This is a genomic window from Caballeronia sp. INML2, from assembly GCF_023631365.1.
Lineage (GTDB): Bacteria > Pseudomonadota > Gammaproteobacteria > Burkholderiales > Burkholderiaceae > Caballeronia > Caballeronia turbans.
This window is the reverse complement of record NZ_JALQDH010000135.1, coordinates 1-13,156: the sequence shown is the minus strand read 5'-3', so window position 1 is coordinate 13,156 and position 13,156 is coordinate 1. Positions and strand designations below refer to the sequence as shown.

At 59.7% G+C, this 13,156-nt stretch carries 8 protein-coding genes and 1 pseudogene; 5 read left to right on the top strand and 4 right to left on the bottom strand.

Going from position 1 to position 13,156, the window contains the following annotated elements; translation table 11 throughout:
• Positions 1-59 precede the first annotated feature (59 nt).
• A complete protein-coding gene (locus NCT32_RS35905; protein WP_250491444.1) occupies positions 60-1,025 on the bottom strand; it encodes a tyrosine-type recombinase/integrase in 966 nt (321 codons plus the stop codon).
• A 680-nt stretch (positions 1,026-1,705) separates the two neighbouring features.
• Between NCT32_RS35905 and NCT32_RS35900 the strand changes: the two genes are divergently transcribed.
• Positions 1,706-2,077: a BON domain-containing protein gene (locus NCT32_RS35900; protein WP_086961524.1), complete on the top strand. Its 372-nt coding sequence runs from the start codon at positions 1,706-1,708 to the stop codon at positions 2,075-2,077.
• Positions 2,078-3,537: 1,460 nt separating this feature from the next.
• On the opposite strand, the gene NCT32_RS35895 is transcribed toward NCT32_RS35900, so the two are convergent.
• The 3 genes from NCT32_RS35895 to NCT32_RS35885 form a co-directional block, all read right to left on the bottom strand.
• Entirely contained in the window at positions 3,538-5,097 is a 1,560-nt protein-coding gene (locus NCT32_RS35895) for a phospholipase D family protein (RefSeq protein ID WP_061121048.1), read from the bottom strand.
• A gap of 553 nt (positions 5,098-5,650) precedes the next feature.
• Positions 5,651-6,934, bottom strand: a complete 1,284-nt coding sequence (locus NCT32_RS35890; RefSeq protein WP_061121056.1) for an MFS transporter — start codon at positions 6,932-6,934, stop codon at positions 5,651-5,653.
• Positions 6,935-7,139: 205 nt separating this feature from the next.
• Positions 7,140-8,174 (bottom strand): alpha/beta fold hydrolase, encoded by a 1,035-nt coding sequence (locus NCT32_RS35885; RefSeq protein ID WP_250491443.1) that lies wholly within the window; start codon positions 8,172-8,174, stop codon positions 7,140-7,142.
• 101 nt (positions 8,175-8,275) lie between these two features.
• On the opposite strand from NCT32_RS35885, the gene NCT32_RS35880 reads away from it, so the two are divergent.
• The 4 genes and pseudogenes from NCT32_RS35880 (at position 8,276) to NCT32_RS35865 (ending at position 13,090) form a co-directional block, all read left to right on the top strand.
• A complete protein-coding gene (locus tag NCT32_RS35880) occupies positions 8,276-9,313 on the top strand; it encodes an AraC family transcriptional regulator (protein ID WP_061121049.1) in 1,038 nt (345 codons plus the stop codon).
• Between the two features lie 354 nt (positions 9,314-9,667).
• On the top strand, positions 9,668-10,630 hold the full coding sequence (locus tag NCT32_RS35875) for a TauD/TfdA family dioxygenase (protein WP_061121058.1): 963 nt from the start codon (positions 9,668-9,670) through the stop codon (positions 10,628-10,630).
• A 114-nt stretch (positions 10,631-10,744) separates the two neighbouring features.
• Complete coding sequence (locus NCT32_RS35870) at positions 10,745-11,221, top strand: 2,4'-dihydroxyacetophenone dioxygenase family protein (protein WP_061121050.1); 477 nt, start codon at positions 10,745-10,747, stop codon at positions 11,219-11,221.
• Between the two features lie 337 nt (positions 11,222-11,558).
• A pseudogene (locus tag NCT32_RS35865) lies at positions 11,559-13,090 on the top strand (long-chain-fatty-acid--CoA ligase).
• The last annotated feature ends 66 nt before the right edge of the window (positions 13,091-13,156 follow it).

Below are 13,156 nucleotides of genomic sequence, written 5' to 3'. Positions count from 1 at the left end.
ACGGCTGATCACCACGCAGATACAGGGTGGGGAATTTTACTCCGACAGTTTTGGGGAAACTAAGTCCGACGTTGACACTCCTGCTCGAGGTAGGCTGCGATGGCTTCGCCGGTAGTGGCAGGCAGCGGCAGCATATCCTCGCGGCGACCCTTGGTGTGGCGCAGGACGAGCGTACCGGCTTGCCAGTCGATATCGTCTAGGCTGAGACGGGCGATCTCGCCGCTGCGCAATCCGAGGTCGAGCGCACAGCGCACGATGGCGTCGGCTCGCCGCATCGAACGGCCGCGCTGGCCGAGCGATCCGATCAACCGCTCGACCTCTTCCGCCGTCAGCGACTTGGGCAACGAGGACAGCGACCAGTTCGCAGGATAGGACACCGCGCCAATCAGTCCGTGGACCAAATCGCCAAGCGAGGCGCGGTAGCGGAAGTAACCGCGAAGCGATGCCACGACTGGCCCAGCATTCGCCGGTTTGCTATAGAGCTTCGCTTGCCCGGCGAAGAAGCGCCGAACGTGCTCGGGCTTGATCGCGGCGACATCGACGGCGCCCTCGCCGAAACGGGCCGTCAGCAACCGCCCGACGATGCGCAGGGCCATGCTCCGCGTCTTCGGCGCCAGACCCCGCACGTGCTCCATGTACGCGCCGTAGCGGCGCAGTTCCTCGTCTACTGGTGTTGCACGGCCTGCGGGCGCCGCGATGATGCCCTGAGCGCGCAAGACCACGAGCAGATGTCCTAGCGCCGCGCTATGGTCACCCCGATCGCGTCGGATCGTGCCGGGGCACCCGCACTGCGGCAGATGTTCGTCGAGGAACTCAGCGATCAATACTGCGTCGAGCCGTTGCCGACGGTGCCCGAAGTACGCCCATCGGGCGAAATGCGTGATGCAGCGAAGATAAGTCTCGACCGTCTTTGCAGCGTACCGGCGTTGATTCAGGTACTGCTTGAACGCACCAACGCATGGCCCGATCGGCCCGTCGGGGAAACGGTCTATGTCAGTGCGATGGGAGCGGCGAACGATGTCCATGGTGACCTCCAGAAGTGGGACCACCACTGCATCCTCAGATGGAAACTATGTCCAGATCCTTACTCGCCTGTCTTGCCAGAGCTTTGCAATGCTTCGATCGGCGTCGTCAGCGACCGACCATCTGCGCATAGTTGCGACCTGAGCATAGGGGTCGCTATGAATAGGTTTACATAGCGACCCTTTGCCGCCGATCGTACGGTGGGACGTGGAAGGGCAGCAGGGGCGTGCTCACCGACCGCTCGAACAACTATCCCATGACTGGGAGGCGACTTAACCGACGCGGTGCGATTGTCCTAAGCGTACCTACCAATTAGGGTTTGTCGTCGGTATGACTCTCTCGGCGGATGCAAGCCGGCGAGATGGGCGATCAGGATCACGACGACTATGCTGCTCTTGTTTGTTGCGCCATTCACGATGACCATTCTTTGCCTATTTCCGATAACGACCTAAACTTAGGGCGGCACGAGGCACAGTTGGGCTCCAAGGTTGGCCCGCTTCGGCGGGCTTTTTTTCGTCTGCATCGCTCTTTGGCAATTCGTGACCGCATACGCATGGCCACACGGAAGAATCCACGGAGCAAGCAAACCTCAGATTCACATTGAGGGGGTGCCAGAATATCCTATTATATTGATGCGAATCAATCGACGAGGCGCGACCGTCGCTTTACTTGGAGATAAGACATGAACGCAATCAAAACACTCAGATTGGCTAGTGGCGCATTGATCGTCGTCACATCCATCAATTCTTGGTCGCAAAGCAGCGAACCCGCTGCTACCTCAATGGGATCTGAGACCTCGGCGACATCGCAAGGTATGTCCAAGTCCGAGGTCAGGAAGGCGAATCGAGCGCTCAGCAAAAAGGTGCTTAATGCCTTATCGAAGGGCGGCGTTGACACAGGGGGCGTTAGTGTAATCGTTAAAGGCAGCGCAATCACTCTGGCAGGGCACGTCCCTGACGCTTCTCAAGCAGAGAAGGCGGGCACGGCGGCAAAAAGCGTTTCCGGTGTTACGTCCGTGAAGAATGCGCTAACAATTAGGGAAGCAGGGCACTGATCCTCACTACGGAAATTCGATCGGCCGGTCCCCGGTGCAGTTCATGGCCACTTCCGAATCGTCGATCGATTTTTCCTGCATCTGTTTGCATAGGTCGTATTCCGCTGTCAAGGGCGGGCGAATCCTGGCGCAACGGGCCCTGAGGTTGAAAGAGGCGATAGGCGGCTTATGTTGTTGACCGCGTGGTATTTGGCTCACTCACCAACCTACAGACACATCGCGACGCGGAGGATGCATTCTCGCGCAAACCTCCGGCTAATGCGGGAGGTCGCGATGAGCTAGCGGATGGCATCCGCCAGACGCTCACGCGTATCGTCGAGCCGGTCATTTCAAGTGCCGAAGATAACATCGCATTGAGGCCTCGGCAGGCAAGTCGAGGGGCTCATCTTGCCCGTTGCGCTTGTGACGGATGGTGCTCCTCCATAAGCGCCAGCTTGCGCAGATGCTCCCGCGTTCTGCTGCGAGGCTGGCTGTACTGAAGGTGTCGCCTGTTGCGGGGCGCTCTGCGCGCGGGCCGTTCCTACTAAAGCGACTAGGCATACAGCACCGGCCGCCAGGATCGTTTGGGATTTCACATTGCCTCCTTGACTCACTTGCGAGTTAATGGATCGTCGTCCCCTTGCCGCCTCCTGGTCGATTCGGCGTGACAATCGCGCGACGCGATGCCGCCGCTATGGCATTCGGCCGAGCGAACGAAAAGGGAGCTCTTTTGCATCTGAGGCAGATGCGGGACTTATCAGACGGCTACCGGGACAACGACGCGGGGTTTGTACCAGGCGGAGCACAAGGAAAGCGCAAATGCGCGCTTTCGTGTCGAAACCTTGTAGGTCCATTCACGAATAAGAACCTTGCTGCAGTTAACGTTATAGACCGCGACGGCATTGATTAACAGGTGGAATTGGCCAATTTCAATTCGCAAGGGGCCAGCGGTTAGTCGAAATATTCCCCTCCACAGACCGGACTGCTCCGAAGATGACGACGTCGAGGTTGTCCGTGCCAGAAAGCCACACGGGTCCATGAGCCGCGCGCGAAGGTCGCATCGTCGTCGACGGAATTGCCGGGAGCGTCGGCAAGTATTTGAAGCCGGGATCTGCGTCGAGAAGACCAGCGCGCTTGGCAGGGGCCACTGACAGAGGCGCGGACTTGCCGCCATGATCTAATAAGGGATATACCATGAACTGCCGCAACCGTCGTCACGGCACCGGGCAGTTGAGACCGGCCCCGAACGCGGCGCGCGCACGTCAGGACGGCAACGATGAACTGGCTCCTTGCTTTTGCGCAAGCGCTCGGTCCAATGGCTATCCGTGCAAGCTCCCGCTATCGCCAAGAACTTCAATAGCCTTGGCATAATCGCTTTGCCCGAGACTTCCCAGCACTGACGCGGCATGCTCACGCATTGGCGCCTCAAAATCAGGCTCATAACCGGCTCCATGGTTTCGGCTCATACGCAAGAACACAATTCATAGCTGCGATTCGATCGGCAGGATGGCGAGAAACCAGATGCCTGCGCGGCGCAGCGCCGATACTTCCGGCTCGGAATCCAACACCGTGACGGTGCCGTCCTCGGCCGTATCGTTCCAGACGATATGGCTCGCGCCGGTCACATCGGTGCGTAGTTCGAGCCGCCACGCTCCGCGGGCGAGGCTCGAATTGACGTGCTCGGTCACCTGCCGGGCGGCACGCTCGCTCTCGCAGTAGACACCGATCTCGGTGTTTAACTCGACCGAACGCGGGTCGAGATTCATCGAGCCGATGAAGACGCTCTCGCGGTCGAACACATACGTTTTCGCGTGCAATGACGCCTTTGACGAGCCGAACACCGAGTTCTTCTTGTCGACGTTGCTGTTGGTTGTCGCAACAGGCTTCAGTTCATACAATTGCACCCCCGCTTCCAGCAATGCCTTCCGGTAGCGCTGATAGCCGGCATGCACCGCGGCGACATCCGTTGCCGCCAGCGAGTTCGTCAGCACCGTCACGTGCACGCCGTGTTGTGTCAGGCCGCTCAACCATGCGACGCCGCGCTTTCCCGGCACGAAATACGGCGAGACGATCAGCAAGTGATGGGTCGGCTTCAGTTTCAACGCCCTGAACCGCGAGATCAAATGTCCTTCAACGTCGCTGGGCGTGCGTGCGATCTTTGACGGGTCGTCATAGAGTAACGTCGCCTTGCCCCACGTAAACTCGGCGTCGCGTGACTGGACTACCTGCGTCAGGCGCGCTTTCGTCTGCTGCACATACGCGCCGTTCTCCTTGGACGCAAGCCAGGCATCCAGCTCCGCGCGGCCAGTCGCGAGCGCCGATGGATCGGCCTGACGGCCGAGGAGGTTCTCGATCGGATACGACGCGTTCGAGTTCCAGTACTCGTCGAATGCCGTTGACACATCTCGCACGATTGGTCCGTGCGCCAGCACGTCAAGATCGCCAAACGCGACAGTGCTTGAGGCGCCGAAGTATTCGTCGCCGATGTTGCGCCCGCCGAGAATCGTGCCCTGGTTGTCGGCAATTAACGCCTTATTGTGCATACGCCGGTTGACGCGGCCAAACTCGATGGCCGTGCCGAGCGTCTTGAACCGGCGGTTTGCGACAGGATTGAAGAGCCGGATCTCAACGTTGGGATGCGAACTGAGCGCGAGCAGCATCTGGTCGTCCGCATTCGTGCCCAGATCGTCGAGTAAGACGCGCACGCGCACACCACGGTCGGCAGCTCTCAGTAAGGCCGCGGCGAGTTCACGGCCTGTCAGGTCATCGTGCCAGATGTAGTACTGCAGGTCGAGAGAGCGGTCAGCATATCCCATCAACACGACGCGCGCGACGAGCGCGTCGACGGAGTCGGGCAACAGGTGAAACGCGCTTTCTCCCGGGTGCTGCTGGTCTGTTGGTGCGAACGCTGCGCCGAGGCGCGTGACCTGCGTATCGGTGAGCGCGTGGGTGGGGACGCGATCGGCTTGCGGCGGAAGGCTTCCGCACGAAGTCGAGAGGACGACGGCGAACGCCGCAACAAGGTTCCGTAGGTTCATCATTCCGCTCTCCGCAGATCTAAGGTACCGGGAGATGCGAGCGGTTTCAAGTCGCGCGCCGTGACGTGCCTGATCGGGGCGAGACTTGCACCGTCCTCGCGGCCCCGGACGATCTCAATAACGCTGCCAGCAGCCTGACGACCATCGACAGAACGGCTCGCCTCAAACGCACGAACGAGGCCTCCGCGGCGCAGATCGTCGTAGTCACGGGTGGATTAAAGGCCGTATGGCGTAAATCGGGACCGACACCTTAACCGATTCACGCCAGGCCTTCGCAACCGCGACACTCGGGATCAAATGCTGCTTTGAGCGGAACCACCTGCGATTATTGTGCATCGTGCGGGGAGGAAAATTGACATGCAGGTACACCCGGATCCTGACCACATGATGATGATCGTATGGGAAGGCGACGAAGTACATGCACCCAGACTTCCCGGGAGCAATCTGCGCGGCTTGGCCGGGCTGCCCCGAACAACGGATGCATACTGGCTCCCGACTTTCAATGTCAACGATCCTCCGTGAACTAACTCCGGGCACATCTGCGCAACTCTCTGTTTCATCGCTCGGCGCGCAGATGATGCACACCAATCAACAGAACGACGGCGGACGCGACACTGGCGAGTGGCAATAATTGCAAGGCGGGCGCCAGGCCCAGTCGGTCTGCCAATATTCCCGTCACAACGGAACCTGGCGCCAGCCCAAGGAGGTTGAAGGCCAAGGCGAGCGTCGCCATGGCAGTGCTATGAATCGCCTTGGGCGTCAGCTTTGCAACCATCGTACCGCTCGGGCCCATAATGCCAGCGCTAAAGAACATTGCGAATGCGATGAGAGTGAGTTGAGCTGAGCCGGCGGGAAACTGGAATGCCGTGAACAGCAATGTTCCGCAGACCAGGTTAAAGGTGATCGCCAAGAGTATTTTCCGTCGCGGAGAATCGCGTCCCAAGCGATCGGACAGGGCGCCGCATAGAGGCATTCCACATGCGCCACAAAGGACGAAGACCGCCGCGACGCCGCCCGCCTTGCTCAGTGGCATGTCATAGACTCGATTCAGGAAACTCGGGAGCCAAGCAAGCAGGCCACCGCTGATGAAGAGCTGCAGCCCGCTGCCGATATAGACGCAGATCAACACCGGCGAGGAGAAGAGGTCTCTCAACACATGCCTGACGCGGACGGCCGCCAGCGATTCAGATTGCCTAATGCCGGCTGCTTGTCCTTTCTCACCTTCGATCCGCGACGGCTTGGCGACCATCATATAGACTAGGGTCAGCGCGATGCCGAAGATCGCCATGCCAACGAACGCACTCCGCCAACCGAACTGGCTTGCCAGTGAACCGCCAAGCCCGATCCCCATTACGGACCCGACCATGCTGCCCGCCATAAATGCGCCAGCTACCGTAGATGTGTGCCGTGACGGAAACATGCTGATGAGAATGGCCATGCCAACGCTGGCGTAAGCGGCCTCGCCGACACCGACCAGAAAGCGCGCCGACAGCAACGTGAAGTAGTTGTGCGACAGGCCGCACAGCAAGGTCGCGATGCTCCAGATCGCCGCCATGATCGTTACGCTGCGTACGCGACCCCAGCGGTCGGCCGCAAGCGAGATGGGGAACGCCAGGATGCCAACAGCCAGCGAGACAATGCCGCTGAGCGCCCCAAGCTGAGTGTCGGACAGGCCCCACTCCGCCTTTATTTGCGGAAAGACTGCGTTGAGCACTTGCCGAGACATATAGTCCGACAAGAGCAGTCCGAATGTCAGCGCAAAAATGACCCATGCGTAGCCGCGGGTTGGCCGCGGCTGCGCACCGTCGTCGTACGTTATTGCTTGCATATTCACTGCCACAATTCTGTCTCCTGTTAGTACTGCTAATGCCACCTGTGCGCAGCTCTCTCTTGTCAGCTCTGGCGTGCTCGGCGGCATGCGCCAGGCTTTCCCACGGCCGCTCATTCATGCTGGGGCTCTGGGCGAAAGCGAATCCTGCCCTGTGCTCAAGCTGTCATGTCGCTGAACGCCCCGATCGGGCCATCGCAGCAGAACAACCTGGACGCTAGCGCTCGAACTGTTCGAGAAATTCCAGGAGCAATGCGTTAACCTGATCAACGCTTTCTTCCGCCGCAGCATGGCCCACGCCGGGTAGCAGCACCTTCTTCTGCAGTCCGGACAGGTAGGTGTCGAGCCGGTCGTAGATACCGCGGATTTCGACCGGTTCGAGAGAAGGGTCGGCAGCGCCACCGATAAACAGGCTCGGCTGGTGGACCACCGCGCCGTCCAGAAACGCTGTGATTTCCCAGTTCCGGTCGCGACAGCGGTAATAGTTGATGGCGCCGGTAAATCCCGTGCGCGTGTATTCATCGACGTAGTAGTCGATCGCCCGCGCGCTCAACCACGACGGAAACTCCTTTGGGTCAGTGAAGGCGTTAAGGATGGGTTTACCGGGCTCGACGAACAGGCGCCAGCGTTCGGCGCCCACGGCGCTGCCGGAGACCGAGTAGAAGACGCTACGCATTGTCTTGCGCGGATCGCCGGCGAACTCGCGATCCGGCTTGCCGATCTGCTGGAAGTACAGGTGGTGGTACACCCTGCCTTTCGCCATCTCCCGCAAGCCGACGGTCGGTTTGACCTTTCCGCGCGGTGGCACCGGGGTATTGAGCATCACGAGCCCACGGAACAGATCCGGCCTCAGCATGGCGGCCGCTTGAGCGACCCATGCGCCCAGGTCGTGGCCGACGATCACTGCGGAGGTTTCACCAAGAACCTTCATCAAGCCAACCATGTCTCCGACTGACTGGCTAATGTCGTAGGCTTCAATGGCAGCCGGTCGATCGGTTTGCCCAAATCCCCGCTGATCGGGGACGACGACCCGAAAACCGGCCGCGGCCAACGCGCCGATCTGGCGCCGCCACATGTACCACAGGTAGGGAAAACCATGCAGCAGAATGACGAGCGGGCCCCGCCCCTCGTCGATGTAATGCATACGTATGCCGTTGACTTCGGCAAAGCAGTGCCTGAATGCGGCGGGGTCGTCGGCATCCAATTGCCCCATTGGGGCGGGAGGCTGACCCATTGCAGCGCTGGTGTCCATCGTCGATCTCCATCTGTTGATTGTCGGCCTCTAAGGTAGCCCTGATAGGCAACTTGCACTAAGCTTATAAGGACATTCTCTTGCGAAATTGGGACACGTCCATGCATGCCCTGACGCGAAGCGCCAGCCTTACCGACTATGAGCACGTGGCCCGTTCCGTTGGGCTCGATCCGTTCCGGATGCTGCGAATGGCTAAACTGCCGGCCAAGGTCCTCGACGATCCGAATCTGATGATTAGTGCCGATTCGGTGGGATGGCTGCTGGCGGAGTCGGCACGCCTGTCCGGCCAAGAGGCCTTCGGATTGTTGCTCGCAGAAACGAGAAGTCTGGCCAACCTGGGCATGTTGGCGCTGGCGATGCGGGAAGAGCCCACGCTGCGCGCAGCAATGCAATCTTGCGTCCGCTATATGCGACTGCACAACGCCGGGGTGCAGTTGCGCCTCGACGAAGCAGGCGACGTCGTACTGCTGCATGTGGGCGCGAATATGGTGGGGGGGCGTGGCGTCTGGCGCCAGACGATCGAAATGTCGACCGGGATTGGGATACGGATGTTCAATGTGCTGAGTCGTAATACCTTCCGTCCGTTAAGGATCAGCTTCACCCACGAGCGCCCCGCCAGCCTTGAAGTGCATCACCGCGTGCTGGGCACGGCAATCGAATTCTCACAGGAATGCAATGCCATCGTTTGCCGCGGTGGCAATCTCAATATGCCAATCCCTGCCGCGGATCCGACGCTGGTCCGCGAGGTGAAGCGAATGCTGGACATTCAGCTGGCCAACGTCCACGACGAGCCTGCGCAGCGGGCGCGCCAGGTCGCCAGGATGCTGCTACCAAGCGGACTTTGTTCCGTCGAGCAGGTCGCTCAGCATCTTGGCATGCATCGACGCACTCTTAACCGACACCTGGCGGCCGAGGGCGAGAGTGTCACAACAATCATCAATGCGGTACGTGCTGAACTCGCAGAGGAGTATCTGGCCGGCAGCAAGCGCAAGTTGTATGAAGTCGCCGAACTTCTCGGCTTTTCCTCCGCCGGTGACTTCTCGCGCTGGTTCCGCGGCCAGTTTGGCAAGCCACCCTCGGAGTGGGTCGCCCATCACCGAGAGAGCAAGGCGACCGCCGGATCCCTCTCGCGTCGGTAGGAGAGGCAGGTCCGGGATCGGCTCACGGTCCTCGCGGTCATCCGGGACGGCCACTGCCTGAAGCCGCCGTACCCACACCTTCCTCACGCAATAGATCCCCAATCCTAGTTTGCCGGGGTTCCCGTCCGAACTGCACGGAGAGCCGTTGCCGCCATCCGCTTCCCAAGCAGGGTTGGCGGCGTCGCGTCCCAAACTGCTAATAGATTGTCCCGTCAAGCCAATGGCGTCGCGGCTGTACGTCGTACTATCTATTCCGTTGTCCGACGAGACGGTGCACTGCTCCACTAACAGCGCCAGCACATCCGCCGGATGCACGTATTGCTCGCCGCCGCACCGTACATTTTGGAGACGTCAATGACAGCAACCGCCCTCACCCAAGACACCGTTTCACAAGCCACGCCCATGGCGCCGGCCATTATCCGGCCATCCGTACGCCAGCACTCGATCAAGGTGGAGATTTGCACGCCCGCCATCGGCGCCGAACTCAGCAACATCAGCTTGGCTGATGCCGCCCAGGATGCTGACGCCATCGCCGAAATCCGGGCACTGTGGTTGAAGCATAAAGTCGTGTTCTTCCGCGACCAGAACATTACGCCGATGGAGCAACAGAACTTCGCCGCGCAGTTCGCCGAATTGGAAGCCCATCCCCTCGCGCCGAGCCATCCGGAGGCGGACAAGCTGCTGATGCTGTACCGCAACCTTGACCCGAGCAAGCCCAAGAGCTACGTCGAAAAGGCCAGCCGCGAAAACCTGTGGCATGCCGATGTTACCTACAAAAAGGCACCGCCCCGCGGAGCGGTGTTGCGCTGCGAACTGGGTCCGGAATCCGGCGGTGACACCATGTGGTCCAACATGGTGATGGCATATGCAAACCTGCCCGACACCATCAAGCAACGAATCGCTGGCTTGTACGCCAAGCACGATGCCGAGCACACCTTTGGCGCCCAGTTGCCGATCGGAGAACGTCACGCGATGGCCGCGAAGAACCCCGCCGCCGAGCACCCGGTGGTGCTTATCCATCCGGAGACGGGCGAAAAGGTGTTGTTCGTCAACTCGGCGTTCACGACCCACTTCTCGAATTTCTTCAACTTCGAGAACATCCGATATGGCCAGGACTTCATGCCGGAGGCGCATCAGTTGATGAACTATCTGACCTCTCAGGCCGCGATTCCGGAATACCAGGTGCGCCTGAAGTGGAGAACGAACACGGTTGCCATGTGGGACAACCTGCAGGTTCAGCACTACGCAGTGGCGGACTACGGCAACGCGCCGCGAAAGATGCTGCGCGCCACCCTCGCGGGCACCCCGCTGGTTTAAACCGAACGGTACGCCCCGCCAAATCCAGGGCTCCCACCTGTCTCTGATAGGCGGCCAGCCCTGGCACGATTAGCAATTTCCGACCACACCACACAATCACTAATGGAGACAACTATGCTCTACGAACACATTGACACCGCAGTCATCGATGGCGAATCGCTGCCGTGGGTACCATTGACGCCCTATTCGGAAGACATCCTGCTGAAGTATTTCAAACTTGACCCGATCCGGGGCGAATGGATCGTACTGATGAAAGCACCGCCCGGCGTGAAACTTCCCAAGCACCACCACACCGGCACGGTCTTGGTCTACACGATCGAAGGCAAGTGGAAATACAAGGAGCACGACTGGATCGCCGGGCCCGGCAGCATCGTGTACGAGACCGCCGCATCGACCCACACGTTTGAAGTCGTCGAGGCAGGCAAAAACGGAGATGTGCTCACACTGGTTACGGTGACCGGCGATCTCTTGTTCCTCGACGATAAGGACAACGTCGTCGCGCTCGAAAACTGGAAGACCGGGCTGCAGCGCTACCTTGCCTATTGCGAGCAGCATGACATCAAGCCGAAAGACCTCACGGCATTCAACTGATCTGGATTTCATGGGAACTCCGATATCCACCGGGGCCCCCGTGTCACGCCGTGCTTCAGCCGCAAGACGCTGCAGAAGGTACGGCCATGTCGACGCTTGGGGGCCACGCCGAGTCATCGCAAGTCAATGGCGCCGAGAAGCAGGCTGCGTGCACCGACCACGCAACCTGCTTCACATCGCGCGCTTTCGCTCCCGTTGCCAGAGCTGTTGCCTGATCACAAAGACGCGGCAAAGCGGAACACGCGGTCTCAGTTCGCGCCCTTGGAGCGGAACCTGACAGAGGGGTACGGCTATCTGCCCGCTCCCCGATCACAGACATTACGAACGGAACGACGCCATGAATGGCTTGATGATGCAAAAGCAGTTGTTGATCTCCTCACTCATTGTGCATGCCGATCGCCATCATGGCGATACGGAGATCGTGTCCCGGCGGGTGGAGGGCGATATCCATCGCTACACTTTCCGTGACTGCCACCGTCGCGCGCGCCAGATGGCCAACGCGCTGACCAGCCTCGGTGTCAAACCCTCCGACCGGATCGGCACGCTCGCATGGAATGGCTACCGTCACCTGGAGTTGTACTACGGCGTCTCCGGCATGGGTGCCATTCTGCATACCCTCAACCCTCGTCTGCATGAAGACCAGGTCGCTTACATCGCGAATCACGCCGAAGACCAGTACATCTTCTTCGACCTGACCTTCCTGCCGTTGATCGAGGCCATCGCGGGCCGCTGCAAGACGGTCAAGGCGTTCATCGCCATGACCGATCACGCTCACATGCCGAAAGACGCCGGCATCGACAAGCTGCTGTGCTATGAAGATCTGATCCAGCAGGGTTCGTCCATTTACTCCTGGCCGATTCTCGACGAGCACGCCGCCAATACGCTCTGCTACACCTCTGGCACGACGGGCAACCCGAAAGGAGCCCTGTACAGCCATCGCTCATCAATGCTGCATACCTATGCGGCGGCGCTGCCTGATGCGCTGAACTGTTCGGCACGCGACGTGATCCTGCCCGTTGTGCCGATGTTTCATGTCAATGCGTGGGGACTTCCGTACATCGCGTGCATGGTCGGGGCCAAACTTGTATTCCCCGGGCCCGCTCTGGACGGGAAATCGCTGTATGAACTGCTCGAAGCCGAGCAGGTTACGCTCTCCGCTGGCGTTCCGACTGTCTGGCAAGGCCTGCTTAGAGTCACGTTGAGAAAACAGATCAGCAATTCTCGAGCATGAGACGCACCATCATTGGTGGCGCGGCCTGTACCCCGGCGATGTTGCGCAAGTTCCAGGAAACGTATGGAGATGTCCCACAAGGAGCGTCATGCCGTGCAATCCAAACAAGGCCGTGTAGTGTTTGGCGTCGACATGAAAATCGTTGGCGCTGACGGCATGGAGTTGCCTTGGGACGGCGCGACTTCTGGCGACCTGCTGGTGCATGGGTCATCGGTGGTGTGCGACTACTTCAGGAACGAAGGGGATAGTCCGCTGAATTTCGATGACGAAGGACAAGGATGGTTCCCGACCGGCGACGTTGCGACCATCGATGCCAATGGCTTCATGCAAATCACTGATCGCAGCAAAGACGTAATCAAGTCGGGTGGCGAATGGATTGGCTCCATCGACCTTGAGATATCGCCATGGCTCACCCAGCGGTATCCATGGCGGCGTGCATCGCGGCCCGCCATCCGAAGTGGGACGAGCGGCCGCTGCTCGTAGTGGTCAGGAAAACAGGAACCGAGCTTTCCCGCGAGCAGTTGCTTGGCTTCTACGAAGGAAAAATCGCGAAGTGGTGGACACCGGACGATGTGGTTTTCATCGACGAGATCCCGCTGGGTGCAACAGGAAAAATTCTGAAGAATCGTAAGCGCTAAATTGAGCACACGGCCTACGTATGAGCGTAGCCCAGCACCGTGAATTTGCTAGCGGGCAAGCGGCCT

Bases quoted from the DNA above. Each gene is read 5' to 3' on its own strand.
- NCT32_RS35895 (WP_061121048.1), bottom strand. From the start codon at position 5,097: ATGATGAACCTACGGAACCTTGTTGCGGCGTTCGCCGTCGTCCTCTCG.
- NCT32_RS35900 (WP_086961524.1), top strand. From the start codon at position 1,706: ATGAACGCAATCAAAACACTCAGATTGGCTAGTGGCGCATTGATCGTC.
- NCT32_RS35875 (WP_061121058.1), top strand. From the start codon at position 9,668: ATGACAGCAACCGCCCTCACCCAAGACACCGTTTCACAAGCCACGCCC.
- NCT32_RS35885 (WP_250491443.1), bottom strand. From the start codon at position 8,174: ATGGACACCAGCGCTGCAATGGGTCAGCCTCCCGCCCCAATGGGGCAA.
- NCT32_RS35905 (WP_250491444.1), bottom strand. From the start codon at position 1,025: ATGGACATCGTTCGCCGCTCCCATCGCACTGACATAGACCGTTTCCCC.
- NCT32_RS35870 (WP_061121050.1), top strand. From the start codon at position 10,745: ATGCTCTACGAACACATTGACACCGCAGTCATCGATGGCGAATCGCTG.
- NCT32_RS35880 (WP_061121049.1), top strand. From the start codon at position 8,276: ATGCATGCCCTGACGCGAAGCGCCAGCCTTACCGACTATGAGCACGTG.